This is a genomic window from Streptomyces sp. NPDC046939 (genome assembly GCF_040644575.1).
Taxonomy (GTDB): domain Bacteria; phylum Actinomycetota; class Actinomycetes; order Streptomycetales; family Streptomycetaceae; genus Streptomyces.
In genome coordinates, this window is the sequence record NZ_JBEYWV010000021.1 from 1 (window position 1) to 25902 (window position 25902).

General features: G+C 70.0%; 20 protein-coding genes and 2 pseudogenes. 16 read left to right on the forward strand and 6 right to left on the reverse strand.

Features of this window, described 5'->3' with window-relative positions:
• Together ABZ877_RS22810 and ABZ877_RS22815 are read right to left on the reverse strand one after the other, a co-directional pair.
• Positions 1-93 (reverse strand): annotated as a pseudogene (locus tag ABZ877_RS22810) (enoyl-CoA hydratase-related protein); the annotation flags it as partial.
• Positions 94-698: 605 nt separating this feature from the next.
• Entirely contained in the window at positions 699-1472 is a 774-nt protein-coding gene (locus tag ABZ877_RS22815; protein WP_361074095.1) for an IclR family transcriptional regulator, read from the reverse strand.
• Between the two features lie 292 nt (positions 1473-1764).
• Here ABZ877_RS22815 and metH point away from each other — a divergent pair, with 292 nt between their 5' ends.
• From metH to ABZ877_RS22830, 3 genes are all read left to right on the forward strand, one after another.
• On the forward strand, positions 1765-5274 hold the full coding sequence (gene metH / locus ABZ877_RS22820; RefSeq protein ID WP_361074097.1) for a methionine synthase: 3510 nt from the start codon (positions 1765-1767) through the stop codon (positions 5272-5274).
• Between the two features lie 101 nt (positions 5275-5375).
• On the forward strand, positions 5376-6071 hold the full coding sequence (locus tag ABZ877_RS22825) for an HAD family phosphatase (protein WP_361074099.1): 696 nt from the start codon (positions 5376-5378) through the stop codon (positions 6069-6071).
• Between the two features lie 357 nt (positions 6072-6428).
• Entirely contained in the window at positions 6429-8036 is a 1608-nt protein-coding gene (locus ABZ877_RS22830) for an ABC transporter substrate-binding protein (RefSeq protein ID WP_361074100.1), read from the forward strand.
• Positions 8037-8136: 100 nt separating this feature from the next.
• On the opposite strand, the gene ABZ877_RS22835 is transcribed toward ABZ877_RS22830, so the two are convergent.
• Both ABZ877_RS22835 and ABZ877_RS22840 read right to left on the reverse strand, forming a co-directional pair.
• Positions 8137-8808, reverse strand: a complete 672-nt coding sequence (locus ABZ877_RS22835; protein WP_361074102.1) for a response regulator transcription factor — start codon at positions 8806-8808, stop codon at positions 8137-8139.
• A 38-nt stretch (positions 8809-8846) separates the two neighbouring features.
• Positions 8847-9713, reverse strand: a complete 867-nt coding sequence (locus tag ABZ877_RS22840; RefSeq protein ID WP_361074104.1) for a RecB family exonuclease — start codon at positions 9711-9713, stop codon at positions 8847-8849.
• Positions 9714-10297: 584 nt separating this feature from the next.
• Between ABZ877_RS22840 and ABZ877_RS22845 the strand changes: the two genes are divergently transcribed.
• The 3 genes from ABZ877_RS22845 to ABZ877_RS22855 all read left to right on the forward strand — a co-directional run bounded on the left by ABZ877_RS22845 (position 10298) and on the right by ABZ877_RS22855 (position 13650).
• A complete protein-coding gene (locus ABZ877_RS22845; protein ID WP_361074359.1) occupies positions 10298-11884 on the forward strand; it encodes a site-2 protease family protein in 1587 nt (528 codons plus the stop codon).
• A 55-nt stretch (positions 11885-11939) separates the two neighbouring features.
• Positions 11940-12845 (forward strand): tRNA (adenine-N1)-methyltransferase, encoded by a 906-nt coding sequence (locus ABZ877_RS22850; protein WP_361074105.1) that lies wholly within the window; start codon positions 11940-11942, stop codon positions 12843-12845.
• 229 nt (positions 12846-13074) lie between these two features.
• Positions 13075-13650 (forward strand): hypothetical protein, encoded by a 576-nt coding sequence (locus ABZ877_RS22855; RefSeq protein ID WP_361074107.1) that lies wholly within the window; start codon positions 13075-13077, stop codon positions 13648-13650.
• 83 nt (positions 13651-13733) lie between these two features.
• On the opposite strand, the gene ABZ877_RS22860 is transcribed toward ABZ877_RS22855, so the two are convergent.
• A complete protein-coding gene (locus ABZ877_RS22860; protein WP_361074109.1) occupies positions 13734-14048 on the reverse strand; it encodes a ferredoxin in 315 nt (104 codons plus the stop codon).
• Positions 14049-14312: 264 nt separating this feature from the next.
• Between ABZ877_RS22860 and arc the strand changes: the two genes are divergently transcribed.
• From arc to prcA, 6 genes and pseudogenes are all read left to right on the forward strand, one after another.
• Positions 14313-16079, forward strand: a complete 1767-nt coding sequence (gene arc / locus ABZ877_RS22865; protein ID WP_361074110.1) for a proteasome ATPase — start codon at positions 14313-14315, stop codon at positions 16077-16079.
• Between the two features lie 257 nt (positions 16080-16336).
• Positions 16337-17848, forward strand: coding sequence for a depupylase/deamidase Dop (gene dop, locus ABZ877_RS22870; RefSeq protein ID WP_361074112.1), 1512 nt, complete (start codon positions 16337-16339; stop codon positions 17846-17848).
• Positions 17849-18031: 183 nt separating this feature from the next.
• The gene (locus ABZ877_RS22875) at positions 18032-18250 is read left to right on the forward strand and encodes a ubiquitin-like protein Pup (RefSeq protein WP_361074113.1); all 219 of its coding nucleotides are present in this window, start codon (positions 18032-18034) and stop codon (positions 18248-18250) included.
• Positions 18251-18331: 81 nt separating this feature from the next.
• Positions 18332-18643 (forward strand): annotated as a pseudogene (locus ABZ877_RS22880) (endonuclease VII domain-containing protein); the annotation flags it as partial.
• Positions 18595-19440 (forward strand): proteasome subunit beta, encoded by an 846-nt coding sequence (gene prcB / locus ABZ877_RS22885; protein ID WP_361074115.1) that lies wholly within the window; start codon positions 18595-18597, stop codon positions 19438-19440. The pseudogene ABZ877_RS22880 and the gene prcB, both read left to right, overlap by 49 nt.
• Before the next feature lie 71 nt (positions 19441-19511).
• Positions 19512-20303, forward strand: a complete 792-nt coding sequence (gene prcA / locus ABZ877_RS22890) for a proteasome subunit alpha (protein ID WP_361074117.1) — start codon at positions 19512-19514, stop codon at positions 20301-20303.
• Between the two features lie 114 nt (positions 20304-20417).
• On the opposite strand, the gene ABZ877_RS22895 is transcribed toward prcA, so the two are convergent.
• Positions 20418-21458 carry a LacI family DNA-binding transcriptional regulator gene (locus tag ABZ877_RS22895; RefSeq protein ID WP_361074119.1) on the reverse strand — a complete coding sequence of 347 codons (1041 nt, stop codon included), beginning with the start codon at positions 21456-21458 and terminating at the stop codon, positions 20418-20420.
• 163 nt (positions 21459-21621) lie between these two features.
• On the opposite strand from ABZ877_RS22895, the gene ABZ877_RS22900 reads away from it, so the two are divergent.
• The 4 genes from ABZ877_RS22900 to ABZ877_RS22915 all read left to right on the forward strand — a co-directional run bounded on the left by ABZ877_RS22900 (position 21622) and on the right by ABZ877_RS22915 (position 25869).
• Positions 21622-22890 carry an MFS transporter gene (locus ABZ877_RS22900; protein ID WP_361074121.1) on the forward strand — a complete coding sequence of 423 codons (1269 nt, stop codon included), beginning with the start codon at positions 21622-21624 and terminating at the stop codon, positions 22888-22890.
• 9 nt (positions 22891-22899) lie between these two features.
• Complete coding sequence (gene pafA / locus ABZ877_RS22905; RefSeq protein ID WP_361074123.1) at positions 22900-24261, forward strand: Pup--protein ligase; 1362 nt, start codon at positions 22900-22902, stop codon at positions 24259-24261.
• 161 nt (positions 24262-24422) lie between these two features.
• Positions 24423-25430, forward strand: a complete 1008-nt coding sequence (locus ABZ877_RS22910) for an FKBP-type peptidyl-prolyl cis-trans isomerase (protein WP_361074125.1) — start codon at positions 24423-24425, stop codon at positions 25428-25430.
• Positions 25431-25494: 64 nt separating this feature from the next.
• On the forward strand, positions 25495-25869 hold the full coding sequence (locus tag ABZ877_RS22915) for an FKBP-type peptidyl-prolyl cis-trans isomerase (RefSeq protein WP_361074127.1): 375 nt from the start codon (positions 25495-25497) through the stop codon (positions 25867-25869).
• The last annotated feature ends 33 nt before the right edge of the window (positions 25870-25902 follow it).

Below are 25902 nucleotides of genomic sequence, written 5' to 3' on the forward strand. Positions count from 1 at the left end.
GGCGGCGATGCGGAAGTCGGCGCACAGCGCCAGCTCACAACCGCCGCCGAGCGCGTACCCCGTGACGGCGGCGACGACGGGCTTGGGGATCCGGGTGCGCTGCCTGCGGGGTCGGTCAGAGGCGGCTCGCCCGCGGTGCTGGATGGGGCGCGCCCGGGGCGGTCGGGAGCGCGCGCCCAAGGTGCTGGGCGGGGCGCGCCGGGGGCGGCTCGCGCCCAACGTGCTAGAGGCGCACGCCCGGGGCCGGTCGGAAGCGGCCGGTGGCCAAGCAAGGGCGCTGGGTGCGGAGCGCCCGAGGGTCAAGGGTGCTGGGTGTGGCGTGTCCGGGGCCGGTCGGAAGCGGCTTGCGCCCTCGGTGCTGAATGGGGTGCGCCTGGGGGCGGTCAGGAGCGGCTCGCGCCCAAGGCGCGAGGGGCGCACGCCCGGGGAAGGCCGGAAGCGGCCGGTGGCCGAGCAAGGGCACTGGGTGCGGAGCGCCCGAGGGTCAAGGGTGCTGGGTGTGGCGTGTCCAGGGCCGGTCAGAAGCGGCTTGCGCCCACGGTGCTGAATGGGGTGCGCCCGGGGGCGGTCAGGAGCGGCTCGCGCCTAAGGCGTCGGGGGCGCACGCCCGGGGACGGTCGAAAGCGGCTGGTGGCCAAGGGTGCTGGATGCGGTGCGCCCGGGGGCACGGGTGCCGGATGCGGCGTGACCGGGGGCGGTCAGAAGCGGCTTGCGCCCAGGTCTCTGGAGACCGCTCGGGCCGTGTCTCGTACTGCCGCGATCAGTTCCGGGCGGAGGGCGGTGCGGTCGTCGTCCTTGCAGACGCGTTCGACGGCGCCCGTGATGCCGACCGCGCCCACCGGCATCCGGTGCCGGTCGTGGATGGGGGCCGCGACCGAGGCGACGCCCTCCCAGGTCTCCTCGACGTCCTCGGCGTACCCGCGCGCGCGGGTGAGGTCGAGCACGCCCTCGAACCCCTCCAGGTCGCTCACCGTACGCACCGTGAAGTCCTTGCGCTCGGCCTCCATGACCTCGCTGTGCGCCACCGGGTCGTAGGCGGAGAGCACCTTGCCGAGGGCCGTGGAGTGCAGCGGCTGCATCGCGCCGACCTCAAGGACCTGCCGGCTGTCGTCGGGACGGAAGACGTGGTGCACGATGAGCACGCCCTGCTGGTGGAGCACGCCCAGATAGACCGCCTCGCCGCTGGAGCGGGCCAGGTCGTCCGTCCATACGAGGGCGCGGGCCCGCAGCTCGTGCACGTCGAGGTAGCTGTTGCCGAGGCGCAGCAGTTCGGCGCCGAGCTGATAGCGCCCGGACGCCGTGTCCTGTTCGACGAAGCCCTCGGCCTGCAGCGTGCGCAGGATGCCGTGCGCCGTGCCCTTGGCGAGACCGACGGCGGAGGCGATGTCCGAGAGACCGAGCCGCCGCTCGCCGCCCGCGAGAAGCCGCAGCATGGCCGCGGCTCGTTCGAGCGACTGGATGTTGCGTGCCATCGCAGTCCCTTCCTCCCTACGGATCTCGTGCGACCCGTGTCGCCGGGCAACGTTCGACAATGCTGAACAGTATCGGTCGTTGCCGACCTCCTGCTAATGCGGCGTGAGCCTATTCCTCACCCCGCCCCCTGTCAGGAGCCGCCGCCGGACAGTGTGGCGCGCTCGCGCCGTCCGACATTCCACGCCCTGGACGTCCCACCCCCAACGCCCCGGTCCCGGCTACCCTGGCCGGGTGCGCCTCCAGCAGTGGAGCCGCAAAGCCGACAGCCGTCGCACCTCAGGGAGCACATTCATGGCCTCGTTGCCGACGCCCGCCACCGATTCCCGCGCCCGCGTGGACGCCCTCCGCGAAGCCCTCGCCACCCGTGTCGTGGTGGCCGACGGCGCGATGGGCACCATGCTGCAGGCCCAGGACCCCACCCTTGAGGACTTCCAGCAGCTCGAGGGCTGCAACGAGATCCTGAACGTGACCCGCCCCGACATCGTGCGCTCGGTCCACACCGCGTACTACGAGGTGGGCGTCGACTGCGTCGAGACCAACACCTTCGGTGCCAACTACGCCGCGCTCGGCGAGTACGACATCGCGGACCGGGTGTACGAGCTCTCCGAGGCCGGCGCGCGGGTCGCCCGCGAGGTCGCCGACGAGTTCACGGAGAGGACCGGACAGCAGCGCTGGGTCCTCGGCTCCATGGGCCCCGGCACGAAGCTCCCCACCCTCGGCCACGCCCCGTACACGGTCCTGCGCGACGCCTACCAGCGCAACGCCGAAGGGGTGATCGCGGGTGGCGCCGACGCCCTCCTCGTCGAGACCACCCAGGACCTCCTCCAGACGAAGGCGTCGCTCATCGGCGCCCGCCGCGCCCTGGACGCCGCCGGCGCGAACCTGCCCCTGATCTGCTCGGTCACCGTCGAGACGACCGGCACCATGCTCCTGGGCTCCGAGATCGGCGCGGCGCTCACCGCCCTGGAACCCCTCGGCATCGACATGATCGGCCTGAACTGCGCGACGGGCCCGGCGGAGATGAGCGAGCACCTGCGCTACCTCTCCCGCCACTCCCGCATCCCCGTCTCGGCGATGCCCAACGCGGGCCTGCCCGTCCTCACCAAGGACGGCGCCCACTACCCGCTGACCGCCGCCGAGCTGGCGGACGCGCAGGAGACGTTCGTCCGCGAGTACGGCCTCTCCCTGGTCGGCGGCTGCTGCGGCACCACCCCCGAACACCTGCGCCAGGTCGTGGAGCGGGTCCGCGGTCTCCAGCCCACCCCGCGCGAGCCGCGCCCCGAGCCGGGCGCCGCCTCCCTCTACCAGACCGTCCCGTTCCGCCAGGACACCGCGTACCTGGCGATCGGCGAGCGGACGAACGCCAACGGGTCGAAGAAGTTCCGCGAGGCGATGCTGGAGGGCCGCTGGGACGACTGCGTGGAGATGGCCCGCGAGCAGATCCGCGAGGGCGCGCACATGCTCGACCTGTGCGTGGACTACGTCGGCCGGGACGGTGTCGCGGACATGGAGGAGCTGGCGGGCCGTTTCGCCACCGCCTCGACCCTGCCGATCGTCCTGGACTCCACCGAGGTCGACGTCCTGCGGGCGGGCCTGGAGAAGCTCGGCGGGCGCGCGGTCCTGAACTCCGTCAACTACGAGGACGGCGACGGCCCCGACTCCCGCTTCGCGAAGGTCACCCGCCTCGCCCAGGAGCACGGCGCGGCGCTGATCGCCCTGACCATCGACGAGGAGGGCCAGGCCCGCACCGTCGAGCACAAGGTCGCCGTCGCCGAACGCCTGATCGCCGACCTGACCGGGAACTGGGGCATCCGTGAGTCGGACATCCTCATCGACTGCCTGACCTTCACGATCTGTACCGGTCAGGAGGAGTCCCGCAAGGACGGCATCGCCACCATCGAGGCGATCCGGGAGCTGAAGAAGCGCCACCCGGACGTGCAGACCACCCTCGGCCTGTCCAACATCTCCTTCGGCCTCAACCCGGCCGCCCGCATCGTCCTGAACTCCGTCTTCCTCGATGAATGCGTCAAGGCGGGCCTGGACTCGGCGATCGTGCACGCCTCGAAGATCCTCCCGATCGCCCGGTTCGACGAGGAGCAGGTGCAGGCCGCCCTCGACCTGATCTACGACCGCCGCTCCGAGGGCTACGACCCCCTGCAGAAGCTGATGGCGCTGTTCGAGGGCGCCACCGCCAAGTCCCTGAAGGCGGGCAAGGCCGAGGAACTGGCCGCGCTGCCGCTGGACGAGCGGCTCCAGCGCCGCATCATCGACGGCGAGAAGAACGGCCTGGAGGCCGACCTCGACGAGGCGCTCCAGGACCGGCCCGCCCTGGACATCGTCAACGACACGCTGCTCGCCGGCATGAAGGTCGTCGGTGAACTGTTCGGCTCCGGGCAGATGCAGCTCCCGTTCGTGCTCCAGTCCGCCGAGGTCATGAAGAACGCGGTGGCCTATCTGGAGCCGCACATGGAGAAGTCCGACGCCGAGGGCAAGGGCACCATCGTCCTTGCCACCGTGCGCGGCGACGTCCACGACATCGGCAAGAACCTCGTCGACATCATCCTGTCCAACAACGGCTACAACGTCGTCAACCTGGGCATCAAGCAGCCCGTCTCCGCGATCCTGGAGGCCGCCGAGGAGCACCGGGCCGACGTCATCGGCATGTCCGGACTCCTGGTCAAGTCCACCGTGATCATGAAGGAGAACCTCCAGGAGCTCAACCAGCGCAAGATGGCCGCCGACTACCCGGTCATCCTGGGCGGCGCCGCCCTCACCCGCGCCTACGTCGAGCAGGACCTGCACGAGATCTACGAGGGCGAGGTCCGCTACGCCCGCGACGCCTTCGAGGGCCTGCGCCTCATGGACGCCCTCATCGCGGTCAAGCGCGGCGTCCCCGGCGCCACCCTGCCCGAGCTGCGCCAGCGCCGCGTCAAGGCCACCGACGTGGCGGTCGAGGAGCAGCCCGCCGAGGGCCCCGCCCGCTCCGACGTCGCCACCGACAACCCGGTCCCCACCCCGCCCTTCACCGGCACCCGCGTCATCAAGGGCATCCAGCTCAAGGAGTACGCCTCCTGGCTCGACGAAGGCGCCCTCTTCAAGGGCCAGTGGGGCCTGAAGCAGGCCCGTACCGGTGACGGACCCACCTACGAGGAGCTGGTGGAGAGCGAGGGCCGCCCGCGCCTGCGCGGCTGGCTCGACAAGCTGCACACGGACAACATGCTGGAGGCGGCCGTCGTCTACGGCTACTTCCCCTGCGTGTCCAAGGGCGACGACCTGATCATCCTCGACGACGAGGGCAACGAGCGGACCCGCTTCACCTTCCCGCGCCAGCGCCGCGGCCGCCGCCTGTGCCTCGCCGACTTCTTCCGCCCGGAGGAGTCCGGGGAGACCGATGTGGTCGGGCTCCAGGTCGTCACCGTCGGCTCGAAGATCGGCGAGGCCACCGCCGAGCTGTTCGCCTCCGACTCCTACCGCGACTACCTCGAACTCCACGGCCTGTCCGTGCAGTTGGCGGAGGCCCTCGCCGAGTACTGGCACGCCCGCGTCCGCTCCGAGCTGGGCTTCGCCGGCGAGGACCCCGCCGAGATGGAGGACATGTTCGCCCTGAAGTACCGCGGCGCCCGCTTCTCCCTCGGCTACGGCGCCTGCCCCAACCTGGAGGACCGCGCCAAGATCGCCGACCTGCTCCAGCCCGAGCGGATCGGCGTCCACCTCTCCGAGGAGTTCCAGCTCCACCCCGAGCAGTCCACCGACGCCATCGTCATCCACCACCCCGAGGCGAAGTACTTCAACGCGCGGTAGAAACCGGCACCGTCGTACACTGGTCGGTCCAGCACAGGCCGGTCGCCCTCCCGCTCAGGGAGGGGGACCGGCCTTCTCGTCCCTCATGGAGGTGTACTCGGATGACCAGTACGGTCCCCGCACTCGGTACCCGAACGGCCGAAGGCTCCACGCTGCAGGCCGTGCTCCTCGACATGGACGGAACACTCGTCGACACCGAGGGATTCTGGTGGGACGCCGAGACCGCCGTCTTCGAGGCGCTCGGCCACACCCTCGACCCCGCCTGGAAGAAGGTCGTGGTCGGCGGCCCCATGACCCGCAGCGCGGGCTTCCTCATCGAGGCGACCGGCGCCGACATCACCGTCGACGAGGTGACCGTCCTGCTCAACGACGCCTTCGAACGCCGCATCAGCCAGTCCCTGCCCCTCATGCCCGGCGCCGCGAGACTCCTCGGGGAACTGGCCGCCCACCAGATCCCCACCGCGCTCGTCTCCGCCTCCCACCGGCGCATCATCGACCGCGTCCTGCACTCCCTCGGCCCCCACCACTTCCGTCTCAGCATCGCCGGCGACGAGGTCAGCCGCACCAAGCCGCACCCCGACCCGTACCTCCTCGCCGCGCGCGGCCTCGACGCCGAACCCGCCCGCTGCGCCGTCGTCGAAGACACCGCCACCGGCGTCGCCGCCGCCGAGGCCGCGGGCTGCCACGTCGTCGCGGTCCCCTCCGTCGCACCGATCGAGCCCGCCCACCGGCGCACCGTCGTACCCTCGCTCGAACACGTCAACCTGCCTTTCCTGCATGGCCTGATGACGCCCTGAACCCTGTCGAGTGGCCGAATTGCCGCCCCCGCCCACCAGGTTGAACATGTGAGCTTTCCCACTCGGCGGGGGCTCGACAGGCGTGCGCCGCCATGCTGCGCGCCCCTGGAGCGCCCCGCCGGGCCGGACCTTGTGTCCTGATTGGTGGCCCCCTGCGCGAAACCTTCCCCCTAACGTGTTTTCGGTGCGTCCACGCCCGATTCCGCAGCGTGATGGGTGCCTGCGCGAAGCACCCGCGAGCCCCGGCGGCGGGCCCGGTTAATGTCGTCGCGAGAACCTCGCCACAACCCTCCCGTGTCCCGCGCACACCACCCCTGTCACGCCCCACGGGATCGACAGCTCTGGAGAACTTCGAGCATGAACCGCAAGACCTTGGTGCTGCCGGCAGTCGTCGGTCTGCTGGCTCCCGTGCTCGCCGCGTGCGGTGGGTCCGACAGCGGGGGCAAGAGCGGTGACGCCATCTCCGTGGGCACCACCGACCGGTTCACGGCGTCGAAGACGGTCCCGGCCCCGTTCGACCCCGCCTACGCCTACGACGTCGGCTCCTGGAACGTGCTGCGCCAGACCGTGCAGACGCTCATGGCGATGCCCCGCAGCGGCAGCGGCGACCCGGTCCCCGACGCCGCCGAGAGCTGCATCTTCACCGACAGCGGCAGCGAGCGGTACGTCTGCACCCTGCGCAAGGACCTCAAGTTCGCCAGCGGCGACCCGATCACCGCCGCCGACGTGAAGTACTCCATAGACCGGGTCCGCTCCATCAAGGCCGACTCCATGGTCTACGGCCTGCTCTCCACCATCGACACGGTCGAGACCCAGGGCTCCCGCAAGGTGATCTTCCACCTCAACACCCCGGACGCCACCTTCCCGTACAAGCTGGCCACCCCCACCGCCGGCATCGTCAACCCCGACGACTACGCGAAGAACGCGCTGCGCAAGGGCTTCGAGGTCGACGGCTCCGGTCCGTACACGCTGCAGGCCGAGGTCAAGGACAACACCGTCGTCAAGACGGTCTTCACCAAGAACCCCCACTACCAGGGCCAGTTGCAGCCGAAGAACGACAAGGTCGAACTGGTCTCCTTCGACGGCGCCGACGCCATGGGCAAGGCGCTGGAGAAGGGCGACATCGACGTGATGACGCGCGCCATGTCCCCGGAGCAGATCAACACCTACTCGACGAACCCGCCCAAGAACATCAACCTGGTCGAGTCGCCCGGTATGGAGATCCGTTTCATCGGCTTCAACACCGCGAGCGGCAGCGCCAGGAGCAAGGCCGTCCGCCAGGCCATGGCGCAGGTCATCGACCGCGGTGAACTCGTGTCCAAGGTCTACGGCACCACCGCCGAGCCGCTGTACTCGCTGGTGCCCGCCGGCATCACCGGTCACCAGAACTCGTTCTTCAACAAGTACGGCGACCCCGACAAGGCGAAGGCCAAGGCGACGCTGAACGCGGCCAACATCACCACGCCGGTCAAGATGACGCTGCACTACACGACCGACCACTACGGCTCGGCCACCGCGAAGGAGTTCGAGGTCCTCAAGGACCAGCTCAACTCCAGCGGTCTCTTCGACGTCGACGTCAAGGGCGCCCCCTGGGACACCTTCCGCGACGCCGAACTCGACGGCAAGTACGACGTCTACGGCATGGGCTGGTTCCCCGACTTCCCCGACGCCGACAGCTTCCTCGCGCCGTTCCTCGACAAGGACAACACCCTCGGCTCGCCCTACGCGAACGGCACGATCCGCAACCAGCTGATCCCGGCCGAGCGCCGCGAGGCCGACCGCCTCACCGCTTCCAAGAGCCTCCAGCAGATCCAGAACATCGTCGCCGACGACGTGCCGACCCTCCCGCTGTGGCAGGGCAAGCAGTACGTCGCCGCCCGTGACGACATCACCGGTGTGGAGCGCACCCTGTCCTCCTCCGCCGTCCTCCAGCTCTGGGAGCTGGGCCGCGGCATCGGCGAGTAGGCACCACCGCGCACACGAAGGCGGCGGCCACCTCCGGGTGACCGCCGCCTCTTCGTCGTACCTGACCTTTCGCCTTACGGGGTTCGTGTGGTGCGCGGGGCTATTGCGCGCCCGGCCGCACCAGGCCGCTCTCGTACGCGTACACCGCCGCCTGCACGCGGTCGCGCAGCCCCAGCTTGGTCAGCACATGCCCGACATGGGTCTTCACGGTCGTCTCGCTCACGAACAGGTCGGCGGCGATCTCCGCGTTCGACAGACCGCGCGCCACCAGCTTGAGCACCTCGACCTCGCGCTCCGTCAGCGTGTGCAAGGTGTCCGGCACCGGCTCGTCCCCCGACGGGAGGTGGTCCGCGTACTTGTCGAGCAGGCGGCGCGTGATGCTCGGCGCGAGCATCGCCTCACCGGCGGCGACCACGCGGATCGCCTGCACCAGCTCGTTCGCCGGGGCGTCCTTGAGGAGGAAGCCGCTGGCCCCCGCCTTCAACGCTTCCACCACGTACTCGTCGAGGTCGAACGTCGTCAGGACGAGCACCTTCGCCGGGCCGTCCTTGCCGGGCCCGGTGATCTGCCGCGTCGCCTCCACACCGTCCATCCGTGGCATCCGGATGTCCATGAGCACTACATCGGGCTGCAACGCCCGCACCTGATCGAGAGCTTGCAGGCCGTCTCCGGCCTCGCCGACGACCGCGATGTCCTGCTCGGCCTCCAGAATCATGCGGAAGCCGGTGCGCAGCAGCGGCTGGTCGTCGACCAGTAGGACGCGGATGGCCACGGGAACTCTCCTTCGCTCGTGCGGCCCATTCTGCCCTGCTAGCTCTCCCGCGACTCGGCCACCCTGATCGGGAGCGGATACGGCGGCGGGGTTCCCCCGAACTCCGGGCAGAACGCCTGGTGGTCGCACCAGCCGCACAGCTTCGTCTGCCGCGTCCGCCACTCGCCGGTCTCCGTGGCCTCCCTGATGGCGTCCCACAGCGCGTGCAGCTTGCGCTCCACCCGCTCCAGATCGGCGATCACGGGGTCGTACGTCAGCACGTCACCGCTCCCGAGATACACGAGCTGCAAACGGCGCGGCACGACGCCCTTCAGCCGCCACACCACGAGCGCGTAGAACTTCATCTGGAACAGCGCGCCCTCGGCGTACTCGGGCCGCGGCGCCTTGCCCGTCTTGTAGTCGACGATGCGCACCTCGCCCGTCGGCGCCACGTCCACCCGGTCGATGATGCCGCGCAGCCGCAGCCCCGACTCCAGCTCGGCCTCGACGAACAGCTCCCGCTCGGCGGGTTCGAGCCGCGTCGGATCCTCCAGCGTGAACCACCGCTCGACCAGCCGCTCGGCATCCCCGAGCCACCGCGCCATCCGCTCGCCCTCGGCGTCGTCGGCGAACAGCTCGCCCAGCTCCGGGCGCGCCTCGCGCAGCCGGTCCCACTGGCCCGGGATCAGCGCCTTGGCGCGCGGCGCGGTCCGCTCCCCGGCGGGCGCGTCGAACAGTCTCTCCAGAACAGCGTGGACCAGCGTCCCCCGCGTCGCCGCCTCGCTCGGCTTCTCCGGCAGCTTGTCGATCACGCGGAACCGGTACAACAACGGGCACTGCATGAAATCGCTCGCGCGCGACGGCGAGAGCGACGCCGGCGCGACGGCGACACCCTCTCCACGGCCCGAATCCGTACCTGTCTCCATGTCCCACGACGATACGGCCCGCCACTGACACTCAGGCACCTGCGCGTCCCCCGGCGTCTTGCGTAGCGTGGCCCCGGGGGAGTCGACGGGGGCCACCGGGCACCGTCCGCATACCATCGACGCCAGAACGTCCCGCCCGGCGGGAAACGCTCGAACGAGGGGACCGAGGGATCACCGTGGACGAGAGCGGGCAGCCGCAGTCCAACACCGGCGACACGACACGCCCTGCGAAGGACACCCCCCGTCCCTCGCAGCCCCGTCCCCCCCACCCCGGCCACCCGGGGCCCAACACGCCGCCCCCAACGGGGGACCGCCCGGCGACGGCCCGGCCGAGCGCGGGGGACCCCTCCGCAAGCGGCGAGTCCGGGCCCGGCGTCGGTGCGGAGGTACCTCCCGCCGACCCCTCGGGGAGCTATCCGACGCCGCCCCAATCCGATGCGCGGGATGGCTCCGGGAGCGGTGAGCCGCAGCCCGGCCCGGTCGCCGAGGCAGCGCCTCCGGCAGCAAACACGGGGGACCGCCCGAGGGCGGCCCGGACGGGCCCGCAGGCGCGGTCCGCGAGCGCCGAGCCTGGATCCGGCGCCCTGGGTGCGGCGGCTTCTTCCGCAGACGCGTCGGGGGACCGCCCGGCGCCGCCCCGGCCGGATGCGGAGGACCGCCCGGGGACGCCTCCGCCTGGCTCGGAGGACCGCCCGGGGACGCCTCCGCCCGGTTCCGGGGACCCGTCCGGGAGCGGTGCGGCCGCTCCGGGTACCACGGGCGCGGCCGTGCCTCCCGTAGGCACCCCGCAAGATCGCCCGGCACCACCCCAGCCGGACGCGGGCCCGGGTGGCGACCGCCCCGCTCACGGCGAGCACCAGCCCGGCGCCCCCGCCGGCCCGACCCAGCCCAATCCCGGTGACCCGGCCCACCCCACCGGCGGGCAGCCCGAGCACCCCGCACCGCACCCCCACGACACCCACCCCGACCGTGCCGCCGCCACCTCCGGGAAGCGGAAGGGGCCCGCCCAGCCGCCCGCCAATCCGCGGGGCGGGATTCTCATGGGGCGGCCCTTCGGAGTGCCTGTCTATGTCGCGCCGAGCTGGTTCCTCGTCGCCGCGCTGATCACCTGGGTGTTCGGTGGGCAGCTCGACCGGGTGCTGCCCGAGCTGGGGGCCGCCCGCTACCTGGTCTCCCTGTTCTTCGCGGTCGCGTTCTACGCCTCCGTACTCGTGCACGAGCTGGCCCACACCATCGCCGCCCTGCGCTTCAAGCTCCCGGTCCGCCGGATCCAGTTGCAGTTCTTCGGCGGGGTCAGCGAGATCGAGAAGGAGTCGGAGACGCCGGGCCGCGAGTTCGTGCTCGCGTTCGTCGGCCCCCTGCTCTCCCTCGTCCTCGCCGGCGTCTTCTACCTCGGCATGACGGCCGTGGAACCCGGCACCGTCCCGGGCGTGCTGCTCGCGGGCCTGATGGTCTCCAACCTGATCGTCGCCGCGTTCAACCTCCTGCCGGGCCTCCCCCTGGACGGCGGCCGCATGCTCCGCGCCGTCGTCTGGAAGATCACCGGCAAGCCCATGACCGGCACGATCGCCGCCGCCTGGGTGGGCCGCGCCCTCGCGATCACGGTCCTCATCGGCCTGCCCCTGCTGACCCAGACCGGCGCCCTCGGCGGGAACCCGGAGGACGTCGGCGGCATGGACACCGTCACCGACGCCCTGCTCGCCGCCATCCTCGCCGCGATCATCTGGACCGGCGCCGGGAACAGCCTCCGCATGGCCCGCCTGCGCGAACACCTCCCGGAGCTGCGCGCCCGCACCCTGACCCGCCGCGCGGTCCCCGTCGAGCCCGCGACCTCCCTGGCCGAGGCCCTGCGCCGCGCCAACGAGTCGGGGGCCCGCGCCCTCGTCGTCGTCGACCCGGACGGCGAGCCCCGCTCCCTGGTCCGCGAGGCCGCCATCGTCGGCGTCCCCGAGCACCGCCGCCCCTGGGTCGCCGTCAGCGGCCTCGCCCAGGACCTGACCGACGGCATGCGCGTCTCCGCCGAGCTCGCGGGGGAGGACCTCCTCGACACCCTGCGCGCGACCCCGGCCACGGAGTACCTCGTCGTGGAGGACAACGGCGCGATCTACGGCGTCCTCTCCGCCGCCGACGTCGAACGCGCATTCGTCAAAGCCATGGCCCGCCCCTCGTGACGCCCACCACGCGCGCGTGGTCGGCGCCCGCCCCCACGCCCGGTACGCTGGTCACATGTCCGAACCGACCGGTGCCGCCCGCCGACGCGGGCCCTTCAAGGTCGGGGACCAGGTACAGCTCACCGACCCCAAGGGCCGCCACTACACGTTCACGCTCGAGGACGGGAAGAACTTCCACACCCACAAGGGTTCCTTCCCGCACGACGAGCTGATCGGCGCTCCCGAGGGCAGCGTTGTCCGCACCACCGGAAACGTGGCCTACCTCGCGCTGCGCCCCCTGCTCCCCGACTACGTCCTGTCCATGCCCCGCGGCGCCGCCGTGGTCTACCCCAAGGACGCGGGGCAGATCCTGGCCTTCGCCGACATCTTCCCCGGCGCCCGCGTCGTCGAGGCGGGGGTCGGCTCCGGCTCGCTCAGCAGCTTCCTGCTGCGCGCCATCGGCGACCAGGGCATGCTGCACTCCTACGAGCGCCGCGAGGACTTCGCCGACATCGCCCGGCAGAACGTCGAGCGCTACTTCGGCGGCCCGCACCCGGCCTGGCAGCTGACCGTCGGCGACCTCCAGGACAACCTGACCGACGGCGACGTCGACCGCGTCATCCTCGACATGCTCGCCCCCTGGGAGTGCCTGGACGTCGTCAAGAAGGCGCTCGTCCCGGGCGGCATCCTGTGCTGCTACGTCGCCACGACGACGCAGCTCGCCCGCACCGTCGAGTCCATCCGCGAGATCGGCTGCTTCAACGAGCCCACCTCGTGGGAGTCGATGATCCGCAACTGGCACGTGGAGGGCCTCGCCGTCCGCCCCGACCACCGGATGATCGGCCACACCGGCTTCCTGCTCACCGCCCGCCGCCTCGCGGACGGCGTCGAGCCGCCCATGCGCCGCCGCCGCCCCGCCAAGGGCGCCTACGGCGAGGACTACGACGGCCCGAACGCCGACGGCGGCAACCGAGGCCGCTGATCACGAAGAGCGACACCACCACAACGCGTCGGCGCCGCCGCGGAGTTCCCCGCCCCGTACGGGAACTCCGCGGCGGCGCCGCCGCGTTGTGAAGGCGAACGAACGCCCCAAGCCGTGCGCGACAGCCCGCGTGCGACAAACACCCCACCCCGCCGTTCCCCCCGACTGTGACGTATGGCACGATGCTGGCCACTCCCACCGGCACAGCCCTCACAGGAGACACTTCCTCGTGCAGCAACCCGCCGTCCCGGAACTGGCACACACCACCACCCGGCCCATCCACTGGCTGGCCACCGCCGCGGCCCTCGCCGCGGTCGTCGCCGCCTCCGGCTTCCTCCAGCCGGGCTCCGCCACCGCGGCCCAGCCCGAGGACCGGACGCCGGGCACCACCGCCCACGCCGCCGCCGCGCCGGACCCGGCCGCGGTCCGCTTCCCGCTCAACTGCGGGCCCGTCAAGGTCCTCGTGCAGGACAAGGCCTCCGGCGACCTCGACGGCGACGGCCGGCCCGAGACCGTAGCCGTCGTCCGCTGCGACGCGGGCTCCGGTACCCCGCCGAACGGGGTCTATGTCCTCACCCAGCCCGCGGGCGCCAAGGCACGCGTCGTCGCCACCCTCGTCGACCCGAAGGACCAGTTCTCGGTCAGCGACCTCGCCGTACGCGACGGCGCCGTCACCGCCACCCTCGACGGCTACTCCTCCGACGACGTCCCGCGCTACCGCCCCGACGTCCACGACCGCGCCCAATGGCAGTGGCGGAACGGGGCGTTCGTCCGCTCCACGCCCGCCAGGGCGAGCAGCGTCTGAACCGGCCTCCGCGCCCGGCGCGGAAAAGGGCCCCGCACCGGCGGGGCCCTTCCTGAGTCATGTGACGACCGTCACACTCGGCATCACTCGGCGTCGGGCCCGTACACCTCGACCCTGTCCGAAACGCGGCGCACGTGGATGCAGTCGCCCGGACACTCCTTCGCCGACGCCACCACGTCCGTGAGAAGCGGAAGCGGCACGGGCGTTGAGGCGCCGGCGTCCTGCAACAACTCGTCGTCCGCACTCTTCACATATGCGAGACCGTCGATGTCCAGCTCGAAGACCTCCGGCGCGTACTGGGCGCAGATCCCGTCCCCGGTACACAGGTCCTGGTCGATCCACACCTCCAGCGGAACATCGCTCCCGGTGCCGGATCCGGCCTCTTGCCGTACGGTCATGTCTCCTGCCGTTTCCTGCGTCGCAGACCCGGCGAACCGACTTCGCAGGAGCAAGTCGGGCCAGGCCTGACGGGTGTTGAACACTTCGACCCTACAACCGCCCGCTTTCCGATGTTGTTGGGTGGGTATCCCACTGGCGTGAGGGAGAGCGCAAGGGTGAAGATCAGACACACCCCGACCGTCTTTGTGATCTAGGGGTTTCAATCAACACCCACCCAGGTAGGGTCTGGAAGCGTCCAGCTCCCCTTGGAGGAGGTGAGGACCGTGGCAGCCCACGACGACGACATCAACCGCGGCATCCGCCCGGGACGAGGGTCCGACGACCCCGCCGGGCAGATTGCCTATCTCGAGCAGGAAATCGCCGTCCTGCGGCGCAAGCTCGCCGACTCTCCGCGCCATACGAGGATTCTCGAAGAGCGGATCGTCGAGCTGCAGACCAACCTGGCCGGCGTATCCGCACAGAACGAACGGCTCGCGAACACGCTCCGCGAGGCCCGCGACCAGATCGTGGCCCTCAAGGAGGAGGTCGACCGGCTCGCACAACCGCCGGCCGGCTTCGGAGTCTTCCTCGCGGCCAATGAGGACGGCACCGCCGACATCTTCACCGGCGGCCGCAAGCTCCGGGTGAACGTGAGCCCCAGCGTCGAGCTCGAAGAGCTCCGGCGCGGCCAGGAAGTCATGCTCAACGAGGCGCTCAACGTGGTCGAGGCCATGGAGTTCGAGAGCGTCGGCGACATCGTCACCCTCAAGGAGATCCTCGAGGACGGCGAGCGCGCCCTGGTCACCGGCCACACCGACGAGGAAAGGGTGGTCCGGCTCGCCGAACCGCTCCTGGACGTCGTCATCAGGCCCGGCGACGCCCTGCTCCTCGAACCCCGCTCCGGCTACGTCTACGAGGTCGTGCCCAAGAGCGAAGTGGAGGAACTGGTCCTCGAAGAGGTCCCGGACATCGGCTACGACCAGATCGGCGGCCTGGGCAACCAGATCGAACTGATCCGCGACGCGGTCGAGCTGCCCTACCTCTACCCGGACCTGTACCGGGAGCACGAACTGCGGCCGCCCAAGGGCGTCCTGCTGTACGGGCCCCCCGGATGCGGAAAGACCCTGATCGCCAAGGCGGTCGCCAACTCCCTCGCCAAGAAGGTCGCCGAAGTGACCGGACAGGGCCAGGGCAAGAGCTTCTTCCTCAACATCAAGGGTCCCGAACTTCTCAACAAGTACGTCGGCGAGACCGAGCGGCAGATCCGCCTCGTCTTCCAGCGCGCCCGCGAGAAGGCCAGCGAGGGCACCCCCGTCATCGTCTTCTTCGACGAGATGGAGTCCCTCTTCCGCACCCGCGGCTCCGGCGTCAGCTCCGACGTCGAGAACACCATCGTCCCGCAGCTCCTCGCCGAGATCGACGGCGTCGAGGGCCTGCAGAACGTGGTCGTGATCGGCGCCTCCAACCGTGAGGACATGATCGACCCGGCCATCCTGCGCCCCGGCCGGCTCGATGTGAAGATCAAGATCGAGCGTCCGGACGCCGAGGCGGCCAAGGACATCTTCGGCAAGTACCTCACCCAGCGCCTGCCGCTCCACGCCGACGACCTCAGCGAGAACGGCAGCGACCGCGCCGCCACGGTGCACAACATGATCCAGACCGCCGTGGAACACATGTACGCGGAATCCGAGGAGAACCGCTTCCTGGAAGTCACGTACGCCAATGGCGACAAGGAAGTCCTCTACTTCAAGGACTTCAACTCCGGCGCAATGATCGAGAACATCGTCGGCCGCGCCAAGAAGATGGCCATCAAGGCCTTCCTCGAACAGAACCAGAAGGGCCTCAGGGTCTCCCATCTCCTCCAGGCCTGCATCGACGAGTTCAAGGAGAACGAGGACCTTCCCAACACCACGAACCCCGACGACTGGGCCCGAATCTCCGGAAAGAAGGGCGAGCGGATCGTCTACATCCGCACCCTCGTGACCGGAAAGCAGGGCGCCGACACCGGACGTTCCATCGACACGGTGGCGAACACCGGGCAGTACCTGTAAAAGACAGGGTGGCTGCGGGTGTCCCGACCGGGCACCCGCAGCCCACTGTTTTTCCGGGCAACTACCACGCGGCCAGCCGCTTCACGTCGGAGCGAAGCAATGACGCAAATGATCTCCCCACCAGCGCAGAGGCGTTCTAGGCTCTTCCATACCGCCGAGTCGCGCCGTGCGGGGACGGGCACCGCACGCGCATCGGAGAACCAGCGGTACTTGAGCGCCGCCCCCGACCGAGGGCGCCGCCGGGCAAGGAGGGCCGCATGACCGTACGGCGAGTAATGGGCATCGAGACGGAGTACGGAATCTCCGTCCCCGGCCACCCCAATGCCAATGCCATGCTCACCTCGTCCCAGATCGTCAACGCGTACGCGGCGGCGATGCACCGGGCCCGCCGCGCCCGCTGGGACTTCGAGGAGGAGAACCCGCTGCGCGACGCCCGGGGCTTCGACCTCGCCCGCGAGGCCGCCGACTCCAGCCAGCTCACCGACGAGGACATCGGCCTGGCCAACGTCATCCTCACCAACGGCGCGCGCCTCTACGTCGACCACGCACACCCCGAGTACAGCTCCCCGGAGATCACCAACCCGCGCGACGCCGTCCTGTGGGACAAGGCCGGCGAGCGGATCATGGCGGAGGCGGCCGACCGCGCGGCCCAGCTGCCCGGCGCGCAGCCGATCCACCTGTACAAGAACAACACCGACAACAAGGGCGCCAGCTACGGCACGCACGAGAACTACCTGATGAAGCGGGAGACCCCGTTCTCGGACATCGTGCGCCACCTGACCCCGTTCTTCGTCTCCCGCCAGGTCGTCACCGGAGCGGGCCGCGTCGGCCTCGGCCAGGACGGGCACGAGCACGGCTTCCAGCTCAGCCAGCGCGCCGACTACTTCGAGGTCGAGGTCGGCCTGGAGACCACCCTCAAGCGCCCCATCATCAACACCCGGGACGAGCCGCACTCGGACGCGGAGAAGTACCGCCGCCTCCACGTGATCATCGGCGACGCGAACCTCTCCGAGATCTCGACCTACCTCAAGCTCGGCACGACGGCCCTGGTACTCTCCATGATCGAGGACGGCTTCATCGCCGTCGACCTGGCCGTGGACCAGCCCGTCCGCACCCTCCACCAGGTCTCCCACGACCCGTCCCTCCAGCACCTCATCACGCTCCGCAGCGGCCGCACCCTCACCGCCGTACAGCTCCAGATGGAGTACTACGAGCTGTCCAGGAAGTACGTCGAGGAGCGCTTCGGCTCCGACGCGGACGACCAGACCAAGGACGTCCTCAGCCGCTGGGAGGACGTGCTCGGCCGCCTGGAGAGCGACCCCATGAGCCTCTCCGGCGAGCTGGACTGGGTCGCCAAGCGCGAGCTCATGGAGGGCTACCGGCGCCGCGACGACCTCGACTGGGACGCAGCCCGCCTCCACCTCGTCGACCTCCAGTACGCCGACGTACGGGCCGAGAAGGGCCTGTACAACCGGCTGGCGGCCCGGGGCAAGATGAAGCGGCTCCTGACCGAGGACGAGGTCGAGAAGGCCCGTACGTCGCCGCCCGAGGACACCCGCGCGTACTTCCGCGGGCGCTGCCTGGAGCAGTACGCGGACGACGTCGCCGCCGCCTCCTGGGACTCGGTCATCTTCGACCTCCCCGGCCGTGACTCACTGCAACGGGTTCCGACGCTCGAACCCCTTCGCGGAACGCGGAACCACGTGAAGGAGCTGCTCGACCGGTGCCGGACGGCCGAAGATCTGGTCCGCGTGCTCTCCGGCGGCTGATCCGCGGCTGAAACGACCGCGGCAGGGGAATCACAGAGGTGGGTCCCGCGCGTTGCGCCAAGACGTTGCGTCAACCGCGGGGCCGATGTCGGAGCCGACTTGTAGGGTTCTGATCACGAACAGCCTGTACGACACGTACGACACATACGACGTGTATGTCGAACCGAGCGGGGTGAGCTGGATATGGCGACCAAGGACACCGGCGGCGGACAGCAGAAGGCGAACCGTACCTCCGAGGAGGTCGACGAGCAGGTCGAGGACGCCCAGGCGACCGACGACCTCAAGGAGCGCCAGGAGAAGCTGAGCGACGACGTCGACTCGGTCCTGGACGAGATCGATGATGTGCTCGAAGAGAACGCCGAGGACTTCGTGAGGTCCTTCGTTCAAAAGGGTGGGGAGTAGAGCCTCGATTCCTTCGAATCGAAGGTCAACCCGGCAGCGCCAGGAGGCCAAGCGCAAGAAGGTGCGGGCGAAGGTCTACGCCGGGCCTGCCGGGCGGAGCGGAACCGGATCGGCTACTTCAAGCGCAAGTACGGCCTCGGGCCGGACCAGTTGGAAGCGTTGCGCCAGGAGCAGAGAGGCGTCTGCTGTATCTGCCTTTCTGCTCCGGCCGAACATGTGGATCACTGCCACGAGAGGGGTAGGGTCCGTGGCGTATTGTGCTTCAGCTGCAACGCAGCCCTGGGGCAGTTCAAGGACCGGCCCGACACCCTTCGTCGAGCCGCCGCATACCTGGAAGGAAACGCGTGGAAGCCAACCCTCGTAGCACCGGGCGTCTACCGGCTGCCTTCCTGACGCCCGGATCGTCGTCCTTCATGGACTTCCTGGCCGAGCACCAGCCGGAGATTCTGCCGGGCAACCGGCAGTTGCCGCCGACGCAGGGCGTCATCGAGGCCCCGCACGGCACGACCATCGTCGCCGTGACGTTCCCGGGAGGCGTCGTCCTCGCCGGTGACCGCCGCGCCACGATGGGCAATGTGATCGCGCAGCGCGACATCGAGAAGGTCTTCCCGGCGGACGAGTACTCGGCCGTCGGCATCGCCGGCACCGCCGGTCTGGCCGTGGAGATGGTGAAGCTCTTCCAGTTGGAGCTGGAGCACTTCGAGAAGGTCGAGGGCGCCCAGCTGTCCCTGGAGGGCAAGGCGAACCGGCTGTCCACGATGATCCGGTCGAACCTCGGCATGGCGATGCAGGGCTTGGCCGTGGTGCCGCTGTTCGCCGGGTACGACGTGGACCGCGAGAAGGGCCGCATCTTCTCGTACGACGTGACGGGCGGGCGCAGCGAGGAGCACGGCTACGCCGCGACCGGTTCGGGTTCGGTCTTCGCGCGTGGGGCGATGAAGAAGCTCTACCGCGACGATCTGACGGAGGAGCAGGCGACGACGCTGGTCGTGCAGGCCCTGTACGACGCGGCTGACGACGACTCGGCGACGGGTGGTCCCGACATGGCGCGGCGGATCTTCCCGATCGTGACGGTGATCTCGGAGGACGGCTTCCGTCGTCTGGCCGATGACGAGTCGTCGGAGATCGCCCGGGCGATCCTGGAGCGGCGTCTGGAGCAGCCGGACGGTCCGCGCGCGGCTCTGCTCTGAGCCGCGGGTCGCTTCTCTCTTCCCCCTGACGCCCCACTGACGCGTTACTGACAGAAAGGGACGGATAGCCGGTGTCGACGCCGTTCTATGTCTCACCCCAGCAGGCGATGGCCGACCGCGCGGAGTACGCGCGCAAGGGCATCGCCCGCGGTCGCAGCCTGGTTGTGCTGCAGTACGCCGACGGCATCGTGTTCGTCGGCGAGAACCCGTCCCGTGCCCTGCACAAGTTCAGCGAGATCTATGACCGGATCGGTTTCGCGGCCGCCGGCAAGTACAACGAGTACGAGAACTTGCGGATCGGTGGCGTCCGTTACGCGGATCTGCGGGGTTATACGTACGACCGTGACGATGTGACGGCCCGTGGTCTGGCGAACGTGTACGCGCAGACGCTGGGCACGATCTTCTCCAGTGCGGCGGAGAAGCCGTACGAGGTGGAGTTGGTCGTCGCGGAGGTCGGTGAGACCTCCGAGGGGGACCAGATCTACCGGTTGCCGCACGACGGGTCGATCGTGGACGAGCACGGCTCGGTCGCGGTCGGTGGTAACGCGGAGCAGATCAGCGGCTATCTGGACCAGCGTCATAGGGACGGCATGTCGCTGTCGGAGGCGTTGAAGCTGGCCGTGCAGGCGTTGTCGCGGGACACGAACGGGAGCGAGCGGGAGATTCCCGCTGAGCGTCTCGAGGTGGCGGTGCTCGACCGTACGCGGCCGCAGCAGCGCAAGTTCAAGCGGATCGTGGGGCGGCAGTTGTCGCGGCTGCTGACGGCGGAGGGCGCTGCGGAGACGTCGAAGGCGGCGTCGGACGCGGTGTCCGACGATGTCTCCGACGACAACGGCGACAGCGGCGACTCCACCGGGGAGTAGTCCGCGCTTTCAGTCCGCCGCTTCTTGGTTCGTCATACGTAGTGCGTCATACGTAGGTGTGCCCCGGCCGGTTCTCGACACCGGCCGGGGCACACGTGTGTCACCGGCACACCCTTACGCCTCGGTGCGGGGCGGCGGTGCCGTCGAGCCGCGTACGACCAGTTCGACCGGGAGCGGGGTCGTGTCGGGTGTGCGTCCTTCCAGGACGGCGAGGAGGGCTGCCATGCCGCGTTCGCCGAACTGTTCGGCGGGGAGGCGCACGGTGGTGAGTTCGGGGTCGACGGCGGTGGCGAGGGAGAGGTCGTCGAAGCCGGTGACGGAGAAGTGTTCGGGGATGCGCAGGCCCATGCGGCGGGCGGCTTTGTAGGCGCCGGTGGCGAGTTTGTCGTCGTCGCAGACGAGGGCGGTGGGCAGGGCGGCGCCGCTGGTGTGCAGGGCGCGTTCGGTGGCGGCCATGGCGTCCTCGACGGTGAGGGCGGAGCGGACGGTGCGGACGCTGGTGCCGGGTGCCTGGGCGGTGCGTGCGGCGAGTGCGCGGGCGCGTACGTCGAAGGTCCAGGAGGGTACGGCGGAGGCGAGGTGCAGGAAGCGGCGGTGGCCGAGGGCGAGGAGGTGGTCGGTGAGCTGCCGGACGCCGTCGGCGAGGTCGAGGTTGACGGTGGTGGCGCCGGGGCTGCCCGAGGGGTCGCTGTCGAGCATGACAAGGGGCAGGTCGTCACCGCGCAGCGCGGTGACGGCGTCGGCGGCCATCGAGGAGGCGAGGATGCCGTCGAGGGCGGTGCGGGCGGAGGGGAAGGGGTCGCGGGCGGGGCCGATGCCGTCGGGGGAGGGGTAGAGGACCAGGCCGAAGCCGTGTTCGGCGGCGAGGCGGGCGGCGCCGGTGTAGACGCCGGCGAAGAACTCGTTGGTGAGGGCGGGGACGACGAGGAGGGCGGTGCGGGTGCGGCCCATGCGGAGGTTGCGGGCGGCGAGGTTCGGGCGGTAGCCGAGCTCGCGTGCTGCCTCGCGGACGCGTTCGGCGGTGGCGGGAGCGACGCGGCCCCGCCATTTGTCGCCGAGGACGAGGGAGACGGCGGCTTGCGAGACGCCCGCGGCGCGGGCCACGTCCCGGCTGGTGGGGCGGGTGGCCGCCGCCCCGTCCGTACCGCTGGTCACTGTTGCCTCCGTGGGTGCGTCGTCCCGGTCGGTCCGCTGCCGTCCGGGGTGCTGGAACGTTATCGGGTGGCTGTGGCGCTGACGCGGGTGGTACGTATAACCCCGACACGTGATACGTATAACCCCACGACGTTATACGTACAACTTGACGGAAGGGCGGGCCATGGCCGCCGGATATGCGGAGATCCTCCGGGCGCGGCACGCGATGCGGCTGCTCATCGGCACGCTCGTCGGCAGGCTGCCGAACGCCACGGCGTCCATCGCCATCGTGCTGTTCATCCGCGCCGAGGGCGGCACGTACGCGCTGGCCGGAGCGCTCGCCGCCGTGTACGGCGTGGCGAACGCAGTGGGGCAGCCGGTGCTCGGGCGCCTCGTCGATCTGCGCGGGCAGCCGACGGTGCAGTTGCCGGCCGCCGTCCTGTCGGGGCTCGCGATGACGCTGTTCGCGTGCGTCGGCACCGACGTACCCGCCCTGGCGTACACCGCCGTGGCCCTCGCCGGCCTGTTCACGCCACCTCTTGAGGGCGGTCTGCGGGCGCTGTGGCCGAGCGTGCTGCCGCGCGAGGAGCAGGTGCACACCGCCTACGCGATGGACGCCATCGCGCAGGAAGTGATGTTCACGGTCGGGCCGTTGCTGGTGACGGTCTGCGTGTCGCTGTGGTCCGCGCAGGCCGCGCTGATCGTCCTCAACGTCGTCGGCGTCCTCGGCGCCCTCTCCGTCGTCGTGTCGAAGCCCTCGCGCGCGTGGCGGTCCGCCCCGCGTGAGGCGCACTGGCTGGGCGCGCTGCGCTCGCCGGGCCTGCTCGTGCTGCTCGCCGCCTTCCTGTTCATCGGGCTCGCGCTCGGCTCGATCACCGTGGCGGGGGTCTCGTACGGGGACGAGCACGGCGGTGCCGGAGACACCACGGTCTACGGCTGGATGATGGCGGCGCTCGGGCTCGGCGCCCTGGTGGGCGGCGCGGTCTACGGCGCGCGGCAGTGGAGCGGCGCCCCGGAGGCGCGGCTGCGGTGGCTGGTGGCCCTTCTGGCGCTGTTCTACGTGCCGTTGGCGCTGATGCCGGGCCCGGTGGCGATGGTGGCGCTGACGGCGGTCGCCGGGGTGTTCCTGGCGCCGTCGATCGCGTGCGCCTTCATCGTCGTGGACCGGCACGCGCCGCGCGGGACGGTGACGGAGGCGTTCTCCTGGCTCGTGACGACGTTCACGGTGGGGGCGAGCGTCGGCACGGCGGTCGCGGGACCGGTCGTCGAGTGGGGCGGCACCCGGTGGGGACTGGCCGTGCCGGCGGCCGCCGGGGCGCTCGCTCTGCTCGTGCTGCTGGCCACCGGACGGGTTCTCGGGGACCCGCGCACGTCCGGGCGTGTCGCGCTCGGTTCGGAAAATGATCCAAACCGTGCTGTCGAACCCCGTTTCAGCTCGGGGGATCGGGCGTAATGTTCAGACATGGACCGCCGCATTTTCGGGCTGGAGAACGAGTACGGCGTCACATGCACGTTCAGGGGACAGCGCCGTCTGTCGCCTGACGAGGTGGCGCGGTACCTCTTCCGCCGTGTCGTGTCATGGGGCCGCAGCAGCAATGTCTTTCTGCGGAACGGTGCCCGCCTCTATCTGGACGTGGGTTCGCATCCGGAATACGCAACGCCGGAATGCGACAACGTGACCGAGTTGGTCACCCACGACAAAGCCGGCGAGCGCATTCTGGAAGGCCTGCTCGTCGACGCCGAACGCCGCCTGCACGAGGAGGGAATCGCAGGCGACGTATACCTGTTCAAGAACAACACCGACTCGGCGGGAAACTCCTACGGCTGCCACGAGAATTATCTGGTGGCGCGGCACGGGGAGTTCTCGCGGCTCGCGGACATCCTCATTCCCTTCCTGGTGACGCGTCAGTTGCTGTGCGGCGCGGGCAAGGTGCTGCAGACGCCGCGCGGCGCCGTGTACTGCGTGAGCCAGCGGGCCGAGCACATCTGGGAGGGCGTCAGCTCCGCGACGACGCGCTCGAGGCCGATCATCAACACCCGGGACGAGCCGCACGCGGACGCCGAGCGCTACCGCCGCCTGCACGTCATCGTGGGCGACTCGAACATGTCCGAGACGACCATGCTGCTCAAGGTCGGCGCCACCGACCTGGTGCTGCGCATGATCGAGGCGGGCACGGTGATGCGCGACCTGACCCTGGAGAACCCGATCCGGGCGATCCGCGAGGTCAGCCACGACATTACGGGCCGGCGCAAGGTGCGCCTGGCCAGCGGCCGCGAGGCCTCCGCCCTGGAGGTGCAGCGCGAGTACTACGAGAAGGCGGTCGACTTCGTGGAGCGCCGGGGCATCCGCACCGGCACCGTCGACCAGGTGCTCGAACTGTGGGGCCGCGCGCTCGACGCGATCGAGTCGGAGGACCTCGACCGCATCGGCACCGAGATCGACTGGGTCATGAAGTACAAGCTCATCGAGCGCTACCGGGCCAAGCACAACATGACCATGTCGCACCCGCGGGTGGCGCAGATAGACCTCGCCTACCACGACATCCACCGTCGCCGCGGGCTCTACTACCTCCTGGAGAAGAAGGGCCAGGCCGCCCGGATCTGCAACGATCTGAAGATCTTCGAGGGCAAGTCCGTGCCGCCGCAGACCACGCGCGCGCGGCTGCGCGGTGACTTCATCCGCAGGGCGCAGGAGCAGCGCCGTGACTTCACGGTCGACTGGGTCCATCTGAAGCTGAACGACCAGGCGCAGCGCACGGTGCTGTGCAAGGACCCGTTCCGCAGCGTGGACGACCGGGTGGAGAAGCTGATCGCCGGGATGTAGGACCGGTTTCCCACCCGTTCGGGTACCGGTTCGGACCCATCCTGCCGGGGGCCTCGTACGAATCATTCGTACGGGGCCCCCGGCGTGCTTGTCGTCACCTGGCAAACGGGGCGGGAGGGCCTAGAGTGGCCGAACCGTATTCGAGCGACCTGAGGAATCCTGTGCGACGCCGACTTGCAGCTCTACTGATCGTGCCGGCACTGGCGCTGACCGCGACGGCCTGCGGCAGTGACGACGGCAAGGACAAGGCGGACAAGGCCGACTCCTCCGCGTCGGCGTCGCCGAAGGCGGAGGTGCCGAAGGCGGTCGACACGGCGGAGCCGATGCCGACGGTGAAGGGCGCGTACGGCAGCAAGGCGACGATCTCGCTGCCGAAGGGCGAGCCGAGCGGCAAGTTCGTCGTGCACACGCTGTCCGAGGGCACGGGCGCGGAGGTGAAGAAGGACGACATGGTGTCGATGAACTTCACCGGCAAGATCTGGAAGGGCGCCAAGGACCTCGGCACGACGTACGGGCAGCAGAGCAACGGGCAGATCGTGACGGCGGGCTCCGCGAGCCAGCTCCCGGCGTTCTCGCAGGCCGTCGTCGGGGCGAAGGAGGGCAGCCGGGTCCTGGTCGTGGCGCCGCCCGCCGCCGGTTACGGCAGCCAGGGCGCCCAGCAGTACGGCATCACGGGCACGGACACGCTCGTCTTCGCGCTGGACATCGGCAAGATCGTCCGGGACTCGGGCCAGAAGCAGGCGGCGATCCCCTCGGACCTGCCGCAGATCAAGGCGGACGCCCAGGCGCCCGCGAAGATCACGGTGCCGAAGAACGACCCGCCGGCCAAGCTCGTCGACAAGGTCCTCATCCAGGGCAAGGGCGCCGAGGTCAAGAGCGGCCAGACGGTCTCCATGCACTACAGCGGTGCCGCCTGGAAGCTGAACCAGGGCAAGGAGAAGGCCGAGCTGTTCGACTCGTCCTTCAACACGGGCCAGCCGTTCCAGACGCAGATCGGCAAGGGCCAGGTCATCAAGGGCTGGGACACCGGCATCGTCGGCAAGCACGTCGGCGACCGGGTCCTCCTCGTGATCCCGGCCGACCAGGCGTACGGCGACCAGAACAAGGGCAAGACGCTGCCCGCGAACTCGACGCTGGTCTTCGTGGTCGACATCCTCGCCGCGCACTGATCACGTCCGCGGAAGTGGCAGACTGTTCCGGTTGCCCAATCGCCAACAAGCAGGAGCACTACACGTGAGCATCGACAAGCCCGAGATCGACTTCCCCGAGGGTCCGGCGCCGAAGGACCTGGAGATCGTGGACCTCTGGGAGGGTGACGGCGCCGAGGCCAAGGCCGGTGACTTCGTCAAGGTCCACTACGTGGGTGTGGCCTTCTCCACCGGCGAGGAGTTCGACGCCTCCTGGAACCGTGGCACCCCGCTGGAGTTCCAGCTCGGTGCGGGCCAGGTCATCAAGGGCTGGGACCAGGGCGTGCAGGGCATGAAGGTCGGCGGCCGCCGCCGGCTGACCATCCCCGCGCACCTCGCGTACGGCGACCGCGGCGCCGGTGGCGGCCGCATCGCCCCCGGCGAGACGCTGATCTTCGTCTGCGACCTCGTCTCCGTCTGAGTCGGGCGGACACCCGTCCGAGGCGATCGGACA